Origin of the sequence: Cobetia sp. UCD-24C (genome assembly GCF_001306765.1) — a bacterium.
GTDB lineage: Bacteria > Pseudomonadota > Gammaproteobacteria > Pseudomonadales > Halomonadaceae > Cobetia > Cobetia amphilecti.
Map to the genome: position 1 here is coordinate 1 of NZ_LJTD01000001.1, position 19,861 is coordinate 19,861.

The following is a 19,861-nucleotide window of genomic DNA, read 5'->3' on the forward strand; positions in this document are numbered from 1 at the left end:
CCCCCGACACTGGTGTCACCCTCCCCCCTGACACTGATGTCATCCTCCCCTTATTTTTGCTAGACAACCAACCTTTAAAATAAAGTCGCCCGCATATCGGGCGTTTTTTGGCTTCCACCGTCTGCCGGCAGTGCTAGTCTTAGCAAACCTCATCACTTTGCATGACTCGCAAGGAGGCGAACTCATGTCTACTGCACTAATCGTTTTCTTAACACTTTCCGTCTTCCTTTTGCCCTGGCTAGCCGTAATGCATGCCGCATACTACAAGGGCGTGGATGTCCCCTCGGCGGGCGCGGTGGGTTTCTTCGGCACACCGTTGATGGGCATCCTCTATGTTATCGCCATGCCGGCAGACCCAGTAAAGCTCAAGCGCCGCCGCATGCGGAGCGCCAAGGCCACAGACAAGGAATGCCCGCACTGCCTCTCACTGATCCCCAAGCAGGCCACCATCTGCCATCACTGTGGCCGCAATAGCGCTCTGACCGCCAGCACGCCCACGCATGGTGTGAAACCCTCAGCTACACCCCAGCCACAAATGCGAGAACCAGCCCCCATACCGGCCGGTAGCTTCGATTACGCGGAACACGGGGGCACGGACACTCAGGCCGCCGAGGCATACAAACGGCGGATCGAGAACGCCGACCACTAAGCCCTCGCAGGCCATCTGACCCGCCCACAGTGGCGGGTTTTTTATTGCCTACGACATGGGCGGAAAGCCCGCAACCTGAAAAATACGGGTAAACTCTTGACCATCAATACGGGCCTACCCATAATAATTCACATCGACACGGCACACCGCCATCGTCACCGAGTGGATTGGAGCAACCCATGACCGACACCGCCCGCAAGCATCGCTCAGCCATCACCCTCGCCGTCATCGTCGGCGGCCTGGTCACGCTTGCCAGCCTCACTCAGCAGAACGATGGCGCCCGCCAGCTGTCCGCCAGCGAAGCCGAATACTGCGAAATGACTGCCATGTGGCAAGAAGATGCCAAGGCCGGTTTCGTCGTATCCCAGCGCCGCGGCTGGCCGGATTTCAATGGCAATGCCGCCAGCCTCTGCTCCCCTCAGATTACGCATGGTCAGCAGCTTGCCAGTCGCTGATCGGACCTCGCCCCACGGCCAGCAGGTGGTGCCAGTGGGATTGCGAGCATAACCACCCGCAGGTAAGGCGCCGGTTCCTCCCTTGCGCTAGCGGCCTTACCCCCGACACCTGGGCAAGTGGTGTGACAGCTGGAGAGACAGCGCTTATCAGAGGGCACCGGCGCTACCGGTATCGCCTGATGAGCCCCGAACCGCCGGGCAATGCGGCTGCTCTTTAACAATCAGGCATGCCCAGCCAGCCCGTAGCGCTAGACACGCGAGAGGCCGCTGGGAGTACGCCGCCCAGGGCTGTCGAAATACTGGGAATGGTATGGGGCTTTGCCAATGGCAGAGCCCACCCGAGAGTGCAATGGCAAGCCTTCGCAAAGCGCGACCGCTTCCCGATGCCCTTTCCCTGCAGTGCCTGTGCTTCCCCGTCACGTCCCTGACGGGGCCTTTTGGCACTCCCCTTTTTCATCGTGTCTCTCGGCACACCTTGCCCACCTTAATCGGTGGGCCTTTTTGTGCTCACACGCCAGTCTCTACTGGGGGCTGACCTGTGCGCTCAACCACTCAAGGAGACCAGCATGGCTCGCGGCATCAACAAGGCGATCCTGATCGGCCATCTCGGCCAAGACCCAGAGGTGCGCTTCACTCCCAGCGGCTCAGCCGTGGCCAACCTCAGCATCGCCACCACTGACAAGTGGCGAGACAGGCAGACCGGCAACGTCCAGGAACGCACCGAATGGCATCGGGTGGTGCTGTTCAACAAGACCGCCGAGATCGCTCAGCAGTACCTCAAGAAAGGCGCTCAGGTGTACATCGAAGGGCGCTTGCAGACTCGCAAGTGGACGGACCAGCAAGGCATCGAACGCTACAGCACCGAGATCGTCGCCAACGACATGCAGATGCTCGGCGGTTCCGGAGGCGGGCAACCGTCCCAGGCACAGCGTCCGCCAGCTCAGCAGGGCTATCAGCAGCCACCCCAGCAGCAAGGCGGCTACCAGCAACCGGCGCCCGCCAGTACGCACCACGGTGTAGGTCAGCCACCTACAGGCCAACATCAGCCGAACAATTTCGGGGCTCCGCCAGCCGGCAGCTTCGATGACTTTGATGACGAGATCCCGTTCTAGGGAATGACCATGATTCACCCGCTACTCATCGCCGCCACTTGCCTGGCGGCTTTCTTTTGCCTGCTCGCCGGTGGCTGGCTTGACACACTGCTCACCAAGGAAGACTGACATGACCCGCGATCAACTGATGGAAAGCCTGCTGCACCTCCCCCACCCGTGGCCGCGACCCGAGACGGAATGCAGCCTCCCGACCGATAACGGCCACGGCGATCTCGAGGGTTGGATCAAGGGCCCGACCAACAACGAATGGCATTATGCATGGATCGGCGCCCATGAGCGCCGAATCGTCATTACCCGGGAACAATGGGAAGAGGTGCTGCTGGCCCGTGTGGAGCGTCTCGAGCAACAGGCCGGCGATGAAGCTGGCCTGAAGCAGCCGGATGCAGTCGATCCAAATGAATGGCATGGGGATGACGACCTGCCCCCAATAGGAGCGGCGGTGAGTTTCGATACACCTGATGGCGATATTGCCGTGGCCACCGTCATCGGCCACGCGCTAGTAGGCGCCAACATTGTGATCGAGTCCGCTGGACGCGGTGTCGAGGTGCGGCACTGTTCAGAGCTTAGCCCCGCCCGCTCCGATCGGGAGAAGGCAATAGAGAGCATGAAGCAGATTACCAAGGCCGCCGCTGACGCTCATAAGCGCGAGCTGCACGGGGCACTGTCGGAAGAGTACCTATTGGGAGCGCTCTACGACGCAGGCCATCGCAAGGTGAAGTCATGAACGTCATCGACCTCTTCGCCGGTGCCGGTGGATTCAGCACCGGCGCCAGCATGGCCGGCTGCAACGTGGCCTGGGCTGCAAACCACTGGCCGGATGCTGTCGAGTGGCACAGCCGCAACCATCCAGGCGCAGCGCACATCTGCCAGGACTTGCATCAGGCGGATTGGAGTCAGGTGCCCGCGCATGACCTGATGCTGGCGTCACCCTGCTGCCAAGGCCACAGCAAGGCGCGGGGCAAGGCCAGCGGTAACCCTCAGCACGATGCCAGCCGCTCGACTGCCTGGGCAGTGGTATCGGCTGCCGAGTATCACCGCCCGCCAGCCATCCTCGTGGAGAACGTCCCCGAGTTCCTTGATTGGCAGCTCTACCGCCCCTGGGTGCTGGCCATGCAGGCACTGGGCTATGCCGTCAGCCCACATGTGGTAGACGCCGCGGATCTCGGCGCCCCGCAGAATCGTATCCGCATGTTCCTGGTACTCACCCAGTCCGTCCAGCCACTCAAGCTGAACCTGCCGACACTCGATCACCTGCCGGCCGCCAGCTTCATCGACTTCGAGGGAGGCCGCTGGCAGCCCATCGAGAAGCCCGGGCGAGCCGCCGCCACCCTGGAGCGAGTTCGCGCTGGCCGTGCCACCCACGGCGACCGCTTCCTGATCAGCTACTACGGGAACACCAAGACAGGGCGCTCGCTGGATCGCCCCATCGGCACCATCACCACCCGTGATCGATGGGCCATCATCGATGGCGACCGCATGCGCATGCTCAGCCGGTGGGAATGCCGGTCGGCCATGAGCTTCCCCGACAGCTACCAGCTACCGGACAACCATCGCCTCGCCGTGCACCTGCTCGGCAACGCTGTCTGCCCTACGCCGGTCAGCCACATCATCAAGGCGCTGCAGCAAACAGCGTGAGTGTGAGGAGTCTATGCGTCAGGTATCGCAAGCATCGTGGGAGCCGCCAGCGCATGGGCCATGCCCGCAATGCGGTGGCAGCGGCACATTTCGAGGCGTCTTCCATATCTCCCCATGCGCCCATTGTCACGGTACCGGGTACGCCGCAGAAGATGGTGAAGCACTGCCACTGGAAGACCTGATCGTGATGATCAGCCAACGACGAGATCACTGGCGCCGCAAGTACACCTTGGTGATGCAGGTGCCCGGTGTGCAAGACGCGATGGCCAATCATGCCGCCGCGCAAGAAGAGCAAGCCCTGGGCTACAGCTCGGGCCGTTATCAAGGTGACTAGACAGGAGATGATCATGACAGAAACAGCCACACACCAGCCGCTGCGCTTCCTCCGCACCCGTGAAGTCTGCGAGAAGATAGGCCGCAGCCGCTCATCACTCGAGAAGCTGCTTGTGAAAGATTCCAACTTCCCGCGCCCCATCAAGGATGGCATTGGCCGGGCATCGACCAACTATTGGTACGAGCATGAGGTTGAAGCATGGATGAGCCAATGGGCTACGCAGTTACGTCCCGCTGACGACGCTTGAACTTGTCCCGCTTGGCCTTGGTCATGCCGACTTCCAATGCCTCAAGGTAGTCGGCATACCACTGCATCATCTTCCGTCTCTGCTCAAGGTACGACGCCTGGTTGTACACGCCCTCCAACCCGATCGGCTTGTGCGCAAGCTGCATCTCCGTCCACTGTAACGGCCACCCATGCTCACTCAGCAGCGTCTTGGCCGTGTGGCGGGCTCCATGCCCCGTCATCCTCTCCTTATACCCTGCATTCGAGAAGCAGCGATTGATCGCAGCATCCGACAGGACAGGTAGCTTTGCTCCCTCCCCAGTGAATACATACCTCGATCGTCCAGAAAGAGGACGCATCTCTTCAAGTGCTTGCAGTGCTTGACGGCAAAGTGGCACGACATGATCGCGGCGCATCTTCATCTTCTCCGCGGGGATGTGCCACGACTTGCCCTTGATCTCGCTCCATTCCATCCATCGCACCATGCCTGGCCGCGATGCCGTCCACACGACCATCCAAGCAGCCAAGCGAGTAGACCGGCGGCTAGTCGTCATACGCAGCGCACGGAGAAAGTCTGGTAGATCTTCTTCCAGTAGATGAGGACGAGGCTTGGAGACTGGTGCCGGCGCCGCAACGTCCAGCAGGTTCGAAGCTGGGTTGTTCTCGCAATAGCCGTGAGCAATGGCGAAGTCGAAGATCCGGCGCAGAAAAGCCCGGGACTTCTCGGCAATATTGAAAGCCTTGCGGGCCTCAATGCCTTTCTGAACGCGCACGCAGTCAGCCCGTGACACATCAGCAACTGCCATATCTCCCAGTGCAGGCAACGCATCATTATCGAGCCAATGCCTCATCTTGGTCAGCGTCTTGGCCGATCTCCCCTGCATCTGCTTGTGCTCGTACCACTGCTCCGCGACAACCCCAAAGGTCCGGACACCACCGCCCCCTCTAAGGTGCTCCCGGGGATCAATGCCGTCGGCTACCAGCTCGGCAATCTGGATAGCTTGAGCTCGCGCTTTCTTGGCCTTGGTGTCCGGGTAACCCCCTACTCCCATGAACGACCACTTTTGCGTGATCGGGTGTTTGTAGCGAACCTCCCAGCGCTTGCGGCCAGTTGGCGACACGACGAAGTAGAGACGGTCCAGGCCATAGGCCTCGCGATACTCACGCGCTTCTGGCTCGAGGGTAGACAACACGGTGTCTGCAAGCGGTCGCCGCTTGATAGCATCACGCTTCATGTATGGTGCCCATGTATGGTGGAATCTCACCATACACCACACCATACACGGGCCTCTAGAGTGGATGCATGTATAAATATACAGTATTACGGACGCAAGAAAGGTAAAACAAGGAGTTACGAGAATATAAGAGGAGGGTAAAGCAGGGAAAAAGAGGGACTTGGCGCCCCCTGCAGGAGTCGAACCTGCGACCTGCCCCTTAGGAGGGGGCCGCTCTATCCAGCTGAGCTAAGGGGGCGTAGCGAGCGGAAGTATAAGCCATTGAAGTGGCGAGATAAACCCGACAATTGCTGCGCCGTCAGCATCACGCCCCCTGTCATCAGCCACATGCTGGAGGCATTGGATCAATATCCTGAGAGCAAGCTCCACGCCTGATTTCGGTGTCATGCCCCTTGGCTGGCTGAGACAGCCTCATGAACATGCCTCCCCTACCCTTTCGACAATCGGGCCTCCGCGTCGCCAATCACCTCTGCCATCGGGCGCGGGCGCCCCAGCAGGTAGCCCTGGACTCGCGAGCAACCCAAGTGCCGCAAGACTTCGAGTTGCTCCGTCTCTTCCACGCCTTCCGCCACGACATCGAGTGACAGGGCGCTCGCCATCATCAGCATGGCACGCACGATCTCATTGCCCGTGGTATGCGTGTCTGGCGATTCCTCATGAGACAGGTCATTGATGAAGCTGCGATCTATCTTCAGCTCCTTGAGCGGCATACGACGCAAACGCGACAGATTCGAGTAGCCGATGCCGAAATCATCAATCGAGAAGCTCAGGCCCAAGGCTGCCAGCTGGTCAATCTTCTCGAGCATTGCCGCTTCATCATCCGTCGCCAGGCTCTCGGTGATTTCCATGCGCAAGAGCTCAGGCGCGAAGTCATGTTGCGCCAGCAGCCTGGTGACCTGCGGCACGAACTCGCTACTACGGAACTGCACCTGACTGACATTGACCGCCATCGGTAGCGCATAGCCTCGGGCGGTCATGGCGGCAAGCTCGCGACAGACCTGTTCCAGCACCCAATGCCCCAGCTCGAGAATCAGTCCGGACTCCTCCGCGATGGGGATGAAGGTCGCTGGCGAGACCATCCCCAGCTGCGGGTCATGCCAACGCAGCAATGCCTCGGCGCCACACAATTGCGGCTCACCACTTTCGGGCAGGGAAAATTGCGGCTGGAGGTGGACACTCAGCTGCTGGCGAGACACGGCCTCACGCAGCGCGTGTTCCATCCGGGCGGCATCGATGATGCGCTGGCGCATCTCGGGCGCGAAGAAACACAGCCGTGCACGCCCGGCCCCCTTGCTCTCATAGAGCGCGATATCCGCCTGATGCAGGAGGTGGCTCCAAGCATCGCCCTCTTCTCTATCGATCTCGTCATGCTCGGCCTTGCTGGCCGGCAACACTTGCTGAGAGCAGGCGCCATAGCCTTCCTCATGACGCGGATAGAGCGTGATGCCCAACGAGCCGGTCAACTGATGCGTTCGTCCTTCAAGCTCCAGCGGCTCCTGCAGTCGCTCCAGCATCTGCTCCGCCACCTGGCGCGCTCGGCTAGCCGCTTCGCGCGGCCCACCGGCTCTCGGTGCCAGCAGCACGATGAACTCGTCTCCCCCATGGCGCGCGAGGAAGTCCTGCGGGCCCAGCATCTCTGCCAGACGCGAGGCGACCTGCTTGAGCGCCAGGTCACCGGCATCGTGACCGAGGATGTCGTTGAGACGCTTGAAGTGATCGAGATCCAGGAACATCAGCGCGCCCATCTCGCCGGGCTGGGCCTGCTCCGCCAGCTCACAGAGATGACGACGCACGAGACGCCGATTGGGCAAGCCGGTCAACGAGTCGTGCAAGGCCTGATGCGTCAATTGCTGGTCACGTCGATAGCGTTCGATCGCCAGTCTGGCTACCTTGACCGCCACTTCGAGCAAGCCATGGTGAGTCGCATCGAAGACCTCGCCTGTCTCGGCATAGAAGGCAAAGCTGCCCAGAGGGTGATCGTCGCCATCGAGAATCGGCATCGAGAGGCAGGCATCCAGCCCCAACGCATGCGGATGCTCACGGAAGCCCTCCCAGGCAGGTTCCTGCGCGATGGAAGGCGTCATGACCGGCTTGCGCCGCCACATCGCCGTCCCACAGGTGCCCACGCCTTCCCCTATCTTCAAGCCGCGGGTGAACAGCATGAAGCTTGCCGGCAGACTGGGCCCCTGACCTGCCACGATGGTGCGGCCCACATCATCCAGCAGCAGCAACGAGGAGCGCACCTGAACCGCGGCGCCTTCGATGGTCAGGCACAGGTCGCGCAATGTCTTGTCCAGAGACTGGCCTGCCGCCACGGCTTCCAGCAGCTCAAGCTGGGAGTGGCTCAACATCAAGGCTCGGTGCATCTGGGTAATGTCCGTCTGCAGCCCCAGATACCCTTCCACCCGCCCCCTGGAATCCTTGAGTGGAATGCAGCGCAGCCGCAATCGCAGTGGTTGGCCATTGCTGTCGTAATGCACCAGCTCCTCATCGCTGGGTTCGCCGCGGCGGCGCTGTTCACGCAATCGGGTGATGACCAGCAGATCGGATGCCGGTCCCATCAGAAATTCACTGGGTACCTTGCCGATCACCTGCTGCTCTCGATAGCCGAGGAGCTGCTCAAAGGCGGGGTTGACCCAGCGAATGCGCCCTTCGAGGTCGTAGCAACAGACGCCGTTGCTGGTGTGATCCAGCAGCTGATTCAGCAAGCCTTCGGCTTCCTGGCCATTGGCGGGCCGGGAAGTGCTCGGCATGGTGCCAAACGATGTGGTGTCACTCACTGGCGTATCCTCAGCAGACTCCTCTGCGATCCTGGCTGGATGCCATGTCGAGCCTTGTGCAGGACTCGGCGAATTACCAGCACCAGCGTGCCGGATCCTCGGCACCAGTATGCGGCCTATGTCTCAGTAATATTAACCCACTGCGATGCGTTGAATATGAGTCCAGCGTCATTCGATCGGCACTGGCGTCGATCATCATTCGGCTCTCGAGCGCCGCACAGGCCTTTGAATCGAGCGCGATCACTACCACAACACTGACAGCGCTCACATTTCAGATGCCCTGACAGCATGATCCACTCGGCAGCGTCGGGCGTAGTACACACATCACGCCATTCGCCACGGAGAGCCACTCCTTGAACGCTTTGCTGCCCTTTGTGTCAGTCACACTCTGCATGTTGCTATCGGGATGCGGGCCGCACTACCTTGCGGCCAATGACATCCACCAGGCCCCTTACCTTGATGAATCCTCCGCCTCACGCCATCTCGTGACCCGCGACGCCACGTCGCTGGCATGGGAGTCCTGGCAACCTGCGCAGGCAACCCCTCAACGCGCCATGCTGCTTGGCCTGCACAGCTACGGCGACTTCCGGCTGGCATATGCCGATCTGGGCCCGTGGCTGGCCGGACGAGGCATCGTGACCTACGCCTATGACCAACGCGGTTTCGGGGAGTCCAGCCAGCAAGGGCGATGGCCGGAGCCCCCGTTGCTGGTCGAGGACCTGGTGGACGCCATCACGGTACTGCGCCAGCGCCACCCGAACCTCCCCTTGATCGTGGCGGGCGAAAGCATGGGCGGCTCGGTGATACTCAATGCCCTCGCCCAACATCCGGCGCTGTCGATCGATGGCAGCCTGCTCGCCGCCCCGGGCGTCCGCGGCGGCATCCGCTGGCGCTATCTGTACAACGCAGGACTCTGGACGGCGGCGCACCTGATCCCCGCGACCAGCGTGGAGGTGCCACGCAGGTACCCCGAAGGAGAACTTCAGCCCGCGGCCGCCAGGCGATTGGCCGAGGATTCCCGCGTCGTGCATTCCGTGCGCCTTGATGCCTATTACGGCCTGATTCGCTTCACGGATCACGCCAGCGATGACATCGCAGCACTTTCTGCTGACACACGACTGCCGCCCACCCTGCTGTTGCACGGTGATCGCGACAAGACCGTGCCCCGGGTGGCCATCGAGCGGCTGGTCAGCGACTGGCCGAGCGCCTCACGCGATACGCTCGAGATTCATTACCTGCCCGAGGCGCCCCATCTGCTGCTGCAATGGCACGACAGTGACCAGATACGTGGGCGGATAGCACACTGGTTGGCCGAGATCCTGCCAGCGCGCGCTTCACAAGAATGAAAGCAAGAGTGGGAGTAAGAACGAGGCGATGGACGTGACACGCCGCGTCGTGCCGATAGCGCGTGCCCTACAAACAGCAACGCCCCGAACAGGGTTCGAGGCGTTGCTGTCTATCTATCTATCTATCTAACTATCGCCCCTGCGAGGGGCATGCTGGCCGCTAGCCAATGATCACTGACGCGCGGTCTTCAGGGCATCAGCCAGTTCACGGGTCAGGGCGTGCACGGCCTGAGTACCCTGCTCCGGCGTCTCGGCATTGGCCTGCAGGTCGATCAAGGCAGAGCCGACCACCACACCGTCGGAGAAACGCCCGATCCGTGCCGCCTGTTCAGCGGTACGGATACCGAAGCCGACCGCGACCGGAATATCGGTATATTCACGAATGCGACCGACCTCGGCCTCGACCTTCTCGGCAGTCGGTGCCGCGCCGCCGGTCACGCCATTGCTGGAGACGTAGTAGAGGAAGCCCGAGGTGTTGGCCAGCACACCCGGCAGACGCTCGCTGTCAGTGGTCGGTGTAGCGAGGCGAATGAAGCTGATGCCCGCCTCGCTGGCCGGGATGCACAGCTCGTCATCGTGCTCCGGCGGCAGATCGACGACGATCAGGCCGTCGACACCGGCCTCGCTCGCCTGCTCGAGAAAACGGCTCACGCCACGACGATAGATCGGGTTGTAGTAGCCCATCAGCACGATGGGAGTGTCCTGATCGCGCTTGCGGAACTCGCTGACCATCGCCAGGGTGCGGTCCATGGTCTGGCCGGCCTTCAAGGCACGCTGGGTAGCATGTTGAATGGCCAGACCATCGGCCATCGGGTCCGTGAACGGCATGCCCAGCTCGATGACATCGGCGCCGGCGTCCGCCATGCCGAGGAAGGTCGCGAGGCTGGCATCGTAGCCGGGGTCGCCCGCAGTGATGTAGGTCACCAGCGCGGCACGATTCTCGGCGCGCACGGCAGCGAAGCGACGGTCAAGACGGCTGCTGGCAGTAGTGTCGATAGCGGAAGTGCTCATCAATAGACTCCGGATTTGCTGGCCTGCAGGCATCGATGACACCTGCGGGCGAAGAAGGCATGGGGCGCTCAGACTCGATCAGCGACTGACGACTCTGACGCCGGGCAACACGTGACAGACCCGGGCTTACTCGCCGTCAGGGTTCAGGCCCAGTTCGTCGGCCAGGTGATGAGTCACGGTGGCCATGTCCTTGTCACCACGGCCGCTCAGGTTGACCACCATCAGGTGGTCCTTCGGCAGGCCCGGCGCACGCTTGATGACTTCCGCCAGCGCGTGGGAGGACTCCAGCGCCGGAATGATGCCTTCCAGACGGCACAGCATCTTGAAGGCGTCCAGCGCTTCCTGGTCGGTCGCGGCGACATACTCGGCACGCTTGATGTCATGCAACCATGCGTGTTCCGGACCGATACCCGGATAGTCGAGACCGGCGGAGATGGAGTGTGCATCGCCGATCTGTCCTTCTTCATCCTGCAGCAGGAAGGTGCGGTTGCCATGCAGTACGCCTGGCAGGCCGCCCTTGAGGCTGGCGGCATGACGCGGAGTCTCCAGGCCTTCACCAGCGGCTTCGACACCGATGATCTCGACGCTTTCCTCATCGAGGAACGGGTGGAACAGGCCCATGGCATTGGAACCGCCGCCGATGCAGGCGACCAGCGAATCCGGCAGACGCCCTTCCTTCTCCTGCAGCTGCACGCGGGTTTCCTGACCGATGATGGACTGGAAGTCACGCACCAGCTGCGGGTACGGGTGCGGCCCGGCCACGGTACCGATGATGTAGAAGGTGTCATCGACATTGGTGACCCAGTCACGCAGCGCCTCGTTCATGGCGTCCTTCAGCGTGCCATCACCGGCGGTGACTGGCACGACCTTGGCGCCCAGCAGCTGCATGCGCTGCACATTGGGCTGCTGGCGATGGATATCGGTGGAGCCCATGTAGATCACGCAGTCCAGCCCGAAACGCGCCGCCACGGTGGCAGTCGCCACACCGTGCATGCCGGCGCCGGTCTCGGCGATGATGCGCTGCTTGCCCATGCGGCGAGCGAGCAGTACCTGGCCCAGCGCGTTGTTGATCTTGTGAGCCCCGGTATGCATCAGGTCTTCACGCTTGAGATAGATCTTGGCGCCGCCCAGCTGCTCGGTCAGACGCTCGGCGAAATACAGCGGGCTCTGGCGGCCGACATAGTCCGCGGACAGGCCAGCCAGCTCCTCGGCGAATGCCGGGTCCTGTTTGGCGGCTTCATACTCGCGCTGCAGGTGCAGGATCAACGGCATCAGCGTCTCGGCAACGAAGCGGCCGCCGAAATCACCGAAGAAGCCCTTGGCATCAGGCCCTTGGCGCAGGCTGGGGGTAGCAGTCGTCTGGCTCATGCTGAACTCCTCGAATCGTGTCAGTGGCTGGTCTCACATACTGCGCAAGGCATCTGCAGGGCCAGCGATATGGTGATCATCCTAGCGCTGCAGGCACTGGAAGAAAAACGATAAATTCGCCAAGATGTGTGAGAAAATCTCACATATGGTCGAGACGGTCACTGCCGCGCAGCCACCCTTTCCATGCCAATGACACGTCCAGCACTCGCCCAGCACTTGCTCAGGAGACACACCATGGAGCGCACCGAGCTACTGCCTCCCCTCAATGCCCTGCGCACCTTCGATGTGGCAGCTCGCCATGAGAGCGCCTCGCGCGCCGCAGAGGAACTGCATGTGACCCACGGCGCCGTCAGCCGTCAGATCCGCCAGCTGGAAGACGCACTCGGCACACGCCTGTTCGATCGCGCCGGGCGTGGCCTGACGCTGACACAGGCCGGCCGTGAGCTGGCGACCGCGACCCGTCATCACCTTGGCGGCCTGGCACGCGTGTGCGGAGCACTGGCACGCAGTGATGCGCGGGCGCCCTTCGTGCTGAGCTGCCCGGGGTCGTTTCTGGCACGCTGGTTCATTCCGCGACTGGGGGCACTCAAGGACGCCCTGCCGGAACTCGAGCTGCACCTGACCGCCAGTGATGACAACGAAGGGCTGCGCAATGGCGTGGACGGTGTCCTGCGCTTCCAGACGCCGCCCTTTGATGACGCCGAGCATCAGGAGACGCGCGTGCTGGGCACCGAGCGCATCGGGCCCGTCCTGCGGCCCGACAGCGAGTGGCTGAGCGAGGCATCCAGTCCCCCTTCCCCCGAGGTTCTGCTGGGCCTGCCCCTGCTGCATACCCGATCACGCCCGCAAGCCTGGCCGGATTGGTGCTCACGCCAGGGGCTATCCAGTGAGGGGCTTGATTACGCGCAAGGCTTCGAACACCTCAACTACCTGCTCGAGGCGACACTGGTCGGGCTGGGCGTCGGCATCGCGCCGGACTATCTGGTGGAGGAAGACCTGCGCAGCAAGCGCCTCGTGGCCCCCTGGGGCTTCGTCGAGACCGAGGCATGTCTGACGCTGACCTTGCCGCAGGTCGGCCGCGCTCGTGCTCGCCACCCGCATGCCGAGGCGCTGGGCGAATGGCTCGCCCGGGAGCTGGCGACGGCACCGCCCCACTAGCCACACTTTGTGACAGGCATAAAAAAAGCCAGTCACAAGGACTGGCTTGCCCGGACATGTATCCAGAGGATAGCGCCGGAAAGATCGTGAATCCGCTCAAGGAACCATCGCAACCTGCAACGCAGGCTGGAACCGAGGATGGGCGAACAACCCTGCGCATTGAACGACGCAGCCACCCTCGGCAGAAATGATCGAGGAGCCATGGCTGGCTCGACTCGAAGACTTCACGTCAGGTGGCCAGTCCTTATCCGAGATGGAGGACTCGAGATGAAGGGTGACGGCCTGACGCGTTTCAACTGTCAGCATCATATCTTTTAGTCCGCGAACAAAAAAGGGCCCAAACAGCAACAGACCTTTGCTGGAGAAGCACCATCAATCGCTCGCATGGCCGACCGGTATCAGTGACAGCCAGGGGCTGCAGCGCCCTTGTCCGAGGCGAGGGCCCCCGAGGCGCGATTCGGCGGATTGTTGCCGCCGAGTAACAGACGCTGAATATCCGTGGCCGCCATCGGCTTGTAGAAGTAATAGCCCTGGATCAGGTCACAACGCATCTCGCGCAGCAACTCCAGCTGCTGTTCGTTCTCCACCCCTTCCGCAACTACCTCCAGCCCGAGGCGATGACCAAGGAAGACCGTAGCCTCCATGATGGCGCGGTCCTTGGGCTCCTGGGCGCACTCGATCACGAAGGAGCGATCTATCTTGAGCGCCGTCACGGGCAACAACTTGAGATAGCTCATCGAGGAATAGCCGGTGCCGAAATCATCGATGGCGATCTTGTAGCCACGGTCGTAGAGCGCCCGCAGGCTGTCGCGCACCTTGATATCGGCATCGATCAACACGTTCTCGGTCAGCTCGATACCGATGTCCCGCGGTGTCAGCCCGTATTCCTCGACATAGGCCTCAAGGCGGGTGAAGACGTCCGAACTGATGGCCTGGCGTCCGGAGATGTTGATGTCGATCCTGTAGCCCTTCAGCCCCATGGCGCGCCATTCGGCCTGCTGACGACACGCCTGGCGGATGACCCAGTCTCCCAGACGCTCGATCAGGTTGGTGCGCTCGGCGACCTTCACGAAATCGGAGGGCGGAATATAGCCCTCGGGAGAATGCCAGCGCAGCAGCGCCTCGAAAGATTCGATGCGCTCACTGCGCGCCGCCACCTGCGGCTGATAATGCAGCGACAATTCCCCACCGCCATCCTGATTCAACAGCGCCTGCAGGCGTCCGGCCAGATGGTGCTGATGCAGCATCTCGTTGCGGACTTCCTGATTGAAGAACTGATAGCCATCGCGCCCGGCCAGCTTGGCACGATGCTTGGCGACATCGGCATTGCGCACCAGCTCGGCCGCCTCGCTCCCATTCTCGGGATACAGGCTGATGCCGATGCTCAGGCGCAGCAGCAACTGGCGCCCTTCGATCTCGAAGGGTCGCTGGAAGTCCTGACGAATGCGCTCGACCACCGACAGGGCATCACTCTCGTAATCCAGTCGTGGCATCGCCAGCACGAATTCATCGCCACCAAAGCGCGAGAGCAGATCCTGATTGCGCTGGAAGCCCTGCAGACGCTTGGCCACGCTGCGGATGACGCGGTCACCCATCTCGTAACCGAGGGTGTCATTGATCTCGGTGAAATGATCGATATCGAGAAACAGCACCATCAGGGTGTCATCATGACGCTGACATTCACTGAGCGCCTCGCCGAGTTCGCTCTCGAAGGTCTGGCGATTGGGCAGCTCCGTCAGGGGGTCGAAACGCGTCATGTAATCCAGATCACGCTGGACCTTGCGCTCACCCGCCAGATCGATGTCGATACAGAACATCAGCGGGTTGTCAGTGCGCTCTCCCAACATCACATGGTGGGAAAAGACAGGCACGGGGGCGCCTGACTTGTGCTTGAGCTCAAGTTCACTGGAGGGGATCTCGATACCCTGAGAGACCCAGGCATGGTGTGCGTCCACCACGACATCTGCCATCGTCTCCGGGATCACCAGAGTTTCCAGGCATCGTCCGCGAGCTTCCTGCTCGCTATAGCCGTATAGCCGCTCGCTGGCCTCGTTCCAGTAGATGACGCGGCGCTGGCTGTCATAGCCCTGAACGGCGACGCGCGGCAGACTTTCCAACAGCTCTCGAAAGCGCTGATCACTGACGGGAAGTCCCTTGCTGGTCGAGAGGCCAACCATACTCGTCTGCATGACCGCCTCCTGCGTATGCTGATGATGTGACACCTGACGCTTGCGAGATAGCATGATGCCCGCAGTTGCGCCAAGAATCACCATCAGTAACGCGGTTGGCCATCGACCCAGCATGCTCTGGCCCCACATCACCACCACCATCAACGTCAGTACCACGGCAATGATGACGGGACGAGAGCACAATATTCCGGCGGCCCTGCTGGCCTGGCGGAACCCTTTAGCCATGTTGAAGGATACCTCCGCTGCCGTCCTTCGCCTGTTCGCCGGACTTCGGCGGGGCAGATCAACTCGTGACGGAATGTCACTTCAAACGAGTTCTCTCACACGCAGAACGAGTTCTTGTCGTCATGAGAAAAGTCTAAGGGTCTGCTGCGCGTAAACCCAGCGTCTTGCAGCGCCTCTCGATCACTATCCTCAACGCTTCATGCAGTGCCAGGCGGCCTGAACCTGCGTTGCGCTGCTCGTCTGCGAAGGGCGAAGAATAGCGTTAATGACTTACATAATACCAGTCGATTAGATTACTCATACCTTGATATTGGCCATGTACCCATATTGATGATACTTGCGCGAGATTAGCGTGTTACCGCCATGGTACGGGTTTGACTATCTCGTGCGCACCTTCCCATTCTCCTCGACGTTGCCAACGCAACACCTTCCATTTGCGCCCAAGCGCACAAAACGTCGAGGAATTTCATATGAACATCGCAAATCGTGGCGTACGTCAACTGGCCGACTCTTCCCGCAAGATCACCCTGGAACAGGGCGGCCTGGTGGAGCACTACCCGACCCCCAAGACGGACACCACCCCCTTGCGCCTGCCGCTTGCCTCGCAGTACTGGCCGGAGGCAGTCCACGAGGAGCTGGCACGCCAGCATTGGAGCAAGGCGTCCATCACCTCCCAGATCGACCTCGAGGCCTGGCAGGGCTTCCTGAAAGACCTGCCGCGTGACCCCTACGTCAACACCCGCTGGAAGCGCATGTCCTGGCTGCACCTGAACGACCAGCATGAAGTCGAGACGCTGGGCGAATGTCCGATGGCGCAGGGCGGCAAGTTCAATGATGCCGTCAGCATGGCTGACCGTCTGCGCTATTACGCACCGCTGGAAGAGAGCTTCACCGAGCGCGAGGATGTGCGCGCCTTCGTGAAGGCCTGGGCCGACATGTGGGGTATCGGCCCGCGTGAACCGATCCTGATGCAGATCACCGGCGTGCGCGGTGATGGCACCATCGACCCTCTCCAGGGTCAGGGCATCCACGCCGATGGCTGCAAGTACCTGAGCATCCTGGTGCTCAACCGCGAGAATGTCAGCGGCGCCATCAACACCCTCTATCAGGACAAGGCAGGCAAGGAGCTGCTGACCACCACGGAGCTGGCACCGGGCGAGGTCCTGCACATCCACGATGACCAGCTGTTCCACAGTGTCAGCTCCATCACCCAGGAGAACGCCGGCGAGCACTTCGAGCGCTTCATCATCATCATCAACTGCTCGTTCATCGACGAGTTCCAGAACCGCATGCTGCGTCGTCATTTCCCGGACGCCGTCCTCAACGACTGCGAGTGAGCAACGGATTGCTCGCGAGCCATCGCAGCGAGACGCATCGCAACTTGCGGCGTCGTCTCATCTGAAGCCCCGCCGCGCAGAAGCCACGATGCCGATGCCCCCCGATACGTGAAACCCTGTTCTGAGCGCCTGAATCCCTGAGCGCCCAAGCGCCTGAGTATCTAAGTACCCAAGTGCCTGAGTACCTGAGCGCCCGAGTACCTGAGTACCTGAGTGCCCGAGCCTCATGGCATCAGACACAGGAAAGAAGAAGGAGAACCTGCCATCAGGTGACGCACTGTCACAAGATGCGCGCCGACGAAAACGTGCATGTGCAGCACCCAGCGCCAGCCGGGCCACCGGCTGGCGCTTTTATATGCCACAGAGCGCCCGCTTCGCGCTTGTCTTGAATCATGAATCTGCCCTGTTACACGATTCTTCCTTCTTCTCTCTCTTCTCTCTCTTCTCTCTCTTCTCTCTCTTCTCTCTCTTCTCTCTCTTCTCTCCTCTTCATGCTGCTCTCTTCACTCTTTCCTTGTTCTCGCTTTCTCCTCCTTCATCCCCTCCTCTTGTTCTGCTCTCCCGCGCCGCCACGCTTTGCATTACTCTGGTGTCTTGCGCTTGGCGCGCTTGGCGCTCTCGCCTGTCGAGACGCGCTTGATTGCATCGTCGCTTTGGCGGCGCTGTCCTCCCCTCTATGCATCAGGGACCTCTCATGACCTTTGAAAGCGGGCTGACCTTCTTCATTGCCATCTTCCTGTTTGGCATCACCCCCGGGCCTGGCATCCTCGCGCTGTTGGCGCGCGGCATGAGCCAGGGTGGCAATGCCTGCGTGCCGATGGCCGTGGGCATGAGTCTCAGTGATGTCTGCTACATGCTGGCGGCGGTGTTCGGCCTGTCGGCACTGGCCACGCATTGGGGCGAAGTCTTCGTGGTCATCCGTATCCTGGGCGCCGCCTACCTGCTCTATCTCGGCTACAAGTTATGGACGAGCTCACCGACGCTGGATGAGACTGATGTCCCCAGGCTACGCGGCAACTGGTGGAAAGGGTTTCTGCAGGGCTTTCTCATCTCGGCCTCCAACCCCAAGGTCATCCTGTTCTATATCGCCTTCCTGCCCACCTTCATGGATATCACCCGGCTGTCCGGCAGCGATATCGTGATCGCCGCCGGACTCAACCTGAGCGCATTGCTGCTGGGCGTGGTACCGGTGGGCTATCTCGCCGGGCGTGTCCGCCGCTATCTGCGCTCGGCGAAGGCGGTTAAACGCCTCAATCGCAGCGCCGGCGGCCTGATGATCGGGGCGGGCGGCTATCTAGCATTGCGCGGCTGACGCCTGAACGAGGCTCCATGTGACGCGAGCGCCTTGCACAAACACAAACGCCCCTGCCGATTGGCAGGGGCGTTTGTGTCGAGAGGCATGGGGCGGGATTGCAGAGCGCTTGCGCTCAGCCCACGGCGTCAGTGCACGCTGTCGGTGCTGAAATCAGCACCAGTGCCCTGCGCTTGCCGTCCTTACTGGCGGATGCCTTCGATGACCAGATACAGATCGACGGTGGCCGCATTCGGGCCAAGCTTGGATGTATCGATGCCGTAATCGGCGAGCTTCAGCGTGGTGGTACCTTCAAAGCCCTGACGGTAGCCGCCCCACGGGTCTTCACCGCCGCCGATATGATCCACATCCAGGGTCACGGGCTGCGTCTGGCCGTGCAGCGTCAAGTCACCCTTCAGCTTGCCGGAACCATCGCCGGTAGACTCGAAACCGGTCGAGGTGAAGGTTGCCGTCGGATATTGGGAGACATCCAGGAAGTCTGCCGACTTGATGTGCTTGTCGCGTTCGGCGTGAGCACTGTCCAGGCTATCGACATCGACTTCTACCGACACCTTTGCATCTTCCGGCTTGCCCTGGTCATAGGAGAAATCACCACTGAACTCCTTGAACTGCCCCAGCACGTAGGAATAGCCCAGATGGCTGATCTTGAACTGGATGAAGGCGTGCTGGCCATCGGTATCGATCGTGTAATCGGAGGCCAGTGCCTGACCCGCCATCAGCGGCAGCGACGCCGCCATGAGACCTGCCACCAGTGACTTGCCGAGGAAGGATGTCTTGTTCATGTTGGTGCTCCTTGAGAGGTTTCGTCACATCTGGCGTTCGAGCGTACCCAACGCCTTCCTTTTCGTCAGCGCAGCGGCCGAATCATGCGCCGCAACGTGTCCTGCCCATCCAGCAGGTGATGCTTGAATGCTGCCGCCGCATGCCCCAGCGACAGGATGATCAGCACACAGGCAGCATACCAATGCACCTCACCTGCCAGCGATGCCTGATCCTTCAGCCCCGAGATCACTGCCGGCACCTCGAAGAGATCGAATACCTTGATGCCACGCCCGTCAGCGGTGGAAATGAGGTAACCCGAGATCATCACCACCAGCATCAGCACGTAGAGCAACACATGCCCGACCAGCGCCGCGCGCTGTTCATTGCGCGTGCCGTGCGCCTGCGGGGTCGTCTGGCTCCAGCGCCAGGCAAGCCGCACCAGCGTCAGCACCATCAATATCACCCCGACCGAGCGATGCCACCACGGACCGAGCTGGTACCAGGCATCGTAATAGCCAAGCGACGTCATCCACCAGCCCAGCGCGAAGAGCCCGACGATGGCCAGCGCCGACAGCCAATGCATCACGATGACAGGCCAGCCCCAGCCCCGTCGAGAATTACGCCACATGAGGTGCTCCTGATGACAGTCTCCACCTGACCATCGAGCTGGCAGGTTCTTTGAGCAAGAGCTTAACCAGTGCCCGAACGGACGCCAACCCTTGCGGGCA

General features: G+C 61.3%; 18 protein-coding genes and 1 tRNA gene. 11 read left to right on the forward strand and 8 right to left on the reverse strand.

Annotation, left to right across the window (positions count from 1 at the left end; translation table 11 throughout):
- Positions 1 to 184: 184 nt before the first annotated feature.
- From AOG28_RS00005 to AOG28_RS00030, 7 genes are all read left to right on the forward strand, one after another.
- The gene (locus tag AOG28_RS00005; protein ID WP_054554914.1) at positions 185 to 649 is read left to right on the forward strand and encodes a zinc ribbon domain-containing protein; all 465 of its coding nucleotides are present in this window, start codon (positions 185 to 187) and stop codon (positions 647 to 649) included.
- A 179-nt stretch (positions 650 to 828) separates the two neighbouring features.
- On the forward strand, positions 829 to 1,104 hold the full coding sequence (locus AOG28_RS00010) for a hypothetical protein (RefSeq protein ID WP_054554915.1): 276 nt from the start codon (positions 829 to 831) through the stop codon (positions 1,102 to 1,104).
- 566 nt (positions 1,105 to 1,670) lie between these two features.
- Positions 1,671 to 2,216 carry a single-stranded DNA-binding protein gene (ssb, locus tag AOG28_RS00015; RefSeq protein ID WP_054554916.1) on the forward strand — a complete coding sequence of 182 codons (546 nt, stop codon included), beginning with the start codon at positions 1,671 to 1,673 and terminating at the stop codon, positions 2,214 to 2,216.
- 109 nt (positions 2,217 to 2,325) lie between these two features.
- Positions 2,326 to 2,940 carry a hypothetical protein gene (locus tag AOG28_RS00020; RefSeq protein ID WP_054554917.1) on the forward strand — a complete coding sequence of 205 codons (615 nt, stop codon included), beginning with the start codon at positions 2,326 to 2,328 and terminating at the stop codon, positions 2,938 to 2,940.
- Positions 2,937 to 3,851, forward strand: coding sequence for a DNA cytosine methyltransferase (locus AOG28_RS00025; RefSeq protein ID WP_054554918.1), 915 nt, complete (start codon positions 2,937 to 2,939; stop codon positions 3,849 to 3,851). Before AOG28_RS00020 ends, AOG28_RS00025 begins: the two co-directional genes overlap by 4 nt.
- 184 nt (positions 3,852 to 4,035) lie before the next feature.
- Positions 4,036 to 4,185: a hypothetical protein gene (locus tag AOG28_RS18410; protein WP_160317839.1), complete on the forward strand. Its 150-nt coding sequence runs from the start codon at positions 4,036 to 4,038 to the stop codon at positions 4,183 to 4,185.
- Between the two features lie 13 nt (positions 4,186 to 4,198).
- Positions 4,199 to 4,432, forward strand: coding sequence for a helix-turn-helix transcriptional regulator (locus tag AOG28_RS00030; RefSeq protein ID WP_054554919.1), 234 nt, complete (start codon positions 4,199 to 4,201; stop codon positions 4,430 to 4,432).
- Here AOG28_RS00030 and AOG28_RS00035 read toward each other — a convergent pair.
- From AOG28_RS00035 to AOG28_RS00045, 3 genes are all read right to left on the reverse strand, one after another.
- The gene (locus AOG28_RS00035; RefSeq protein ID WP_054555156.1) at positions 4,401 to 5,645 is read right to left on the reverse strand and encodes a tyrosine-type recombinase/integrase; all 1,245 of its coding nucleotides are present in this window, start codon (positions 5,643 to 5,645) and stop codon (positions 4,401 to 4,403) included. The genes AOG28_RS00030 and AOG28_RS00035 overlap by 32 nt on opposite strands.
- A 161-nt stretch (positions 5,646 to 5,806) precedes the next feature.
- Positions 5,807 to 5,883 (reverse strand) — tRNA-Arg (locus AOG28_RS00040).
- 190 nt (positions 5,884 to 6,073) lie between these two features.
- A complete protein-coding gene (locus AOG28_RS00045; RefSeq protein WP_152965299.1) occupies positions 6,074 to 8,425 on the reverse strand; it encodes a sensor domain-containing protein in 2,352 nt (783 codons plus the stop codon).
- A 392-nt stretch (positions 8,426 to 8,817) separates the two neighbouring features.
- Here AOG28_RS00045 and AOG28_RS00050 point away from each other — a divergent pair, with 392 nt between their 5' ends.
- Complete coding sequence (locus AOG28_RS00050) at positions 8,818 to 9,771, forward strand: alpha/beta fold hydrolase (RefSeq protein ID WP_082388087.1); 954 nt, start codon at positions 8,818 to 8,820, stop codon at positions 9,769 to 9,771.
- 171 nt (positions 9,772 to 9,942) lie between these two features.
- On the opposite strand, the gene trpA is transcribed toward AOG28_RS00050, so the two are convergent.
- On the reverse strand, positions 9,943 to 10,782 hold the full coding sequence (gene trpA / locus AOG28_RS00055) for a tryptophan synthase subunit alpha (RefSeq protein WP_054554922.1): 840 nt from the start codon (positions 10,780 to 10,782) through the stop codon (positions 9,943 to 9,945).
- A gap of 126 nt (positions 10,783 to 10,908) precedes the next feature.
- Positions 10,909 to 12,150, reverse strand: coding sequence for a tryptophan synthase subunit beta (gene trpB, locus AOG28_RS00060; RefSeq protein WP_054554923.1), 1,242 nt, complete (start codon positions 12,148 to 12,150; stop codon positions 10,909 to 10,911).
- A gap of 234 nt (positions 12,151 to 12,384) precedes the next feature.
- On the opposite strand from trpB, the gene AOG28_RS00065 reads away from it, so the two are divergent.
- Positions 12,385 to 13,308 (forward strand): LysR family transcriptional regulator, encoded by a 924-nt coding sequence (locus AOG28_RS00065; protein ID WP_054554924.1) that lies wholly within the window; start codon positions 12,385 to 12,387, stop codon positions 13,306 to 13,308.
- A 398-nt stretch (positions 13,309 to 13,706) separates the two neighbouring features.
- On the opposite strand, the gene AOG28_RS00070 is transcribed toward AOG28_RS00065, so the two are convergent.
- Positions 13,707 to 15,497, reverse strand: coding sequence for a putative bifunctional diguanylate cyclase/phosphodiesterase (locus tag AOG28_RS00070; RefSeq protein WP_225347763.1), 1,791 nt, complete (start codon positions 15,495 to 15,497; stop codon positions 13,707 to 13,709).
- Between the two features lie 695 nt (positions 15,498 to 16,192).
- Between AOG28_RS00070 and AOG28_RS00075 the strand changes: the two genes are divergently transcribed.
- Together AOG28_RS00075 and AOG28_RS00080 are read left to right on the forward strand one after the other, a co-directional pair.
- Entirely contained in the window at positions 16,193 to 17,059 is an 867-nt protein-coding gene (locus AOG28_RS00075) for a 2OG-Fe dioxygenase family protein (protein WP_082388088.1), read from the forward strand.
- A 694-nt stretch (positions 17,060 to 17,753) separates the two neighbouring features.
- Positions 17,754 to 18,371 carry a LysE family translocator gene (locus tag AOG28_RS00080; RefSeq protein WP_054554925.1) on the forward strand — a complete coding sequence of 206 codons (618 nt, stop codon included), beginning with the start codon at positions 17,754 to 17,756 and terminating at the stop codon, positions 18,369 to 18,371.
- A 182-nt stretch (positions 18,372 to 18,553) separates the two neighbouring features.
- Here the strand turns inward: AOG28_RS00080 and AOG28_RS00085 are convergent, their stop codons facing one another.
- Positions 18,554 to 19,153 (reverse strand): YceI family protein, encoded by a 600-nt coding sequence (locus AOG28_RS00085; RefSeq protein ID WP_054554926.1) that lies wholly within the window; start codon positions 19,151 to 19,153, stop codon positions 18,554 to 18,556.
- A 65-nt stretch (positions 19,154 to 19,218) separates the two neighbouring features.
- The gene (locus AOG28_RS00090; protein ID WP_054554927.1) at positions 19,219 to 19,761 is read right to left on the reverse strand and encodes a cytochrome b; all 543 of its coding nucleotides are present in this window, start codon (positions 19,759 to 19,761) and stop codon (positions 19,219 to 19,221) included.
- Positions 19,762 to 19,861 lie beyond the last annotated feature (100 nt).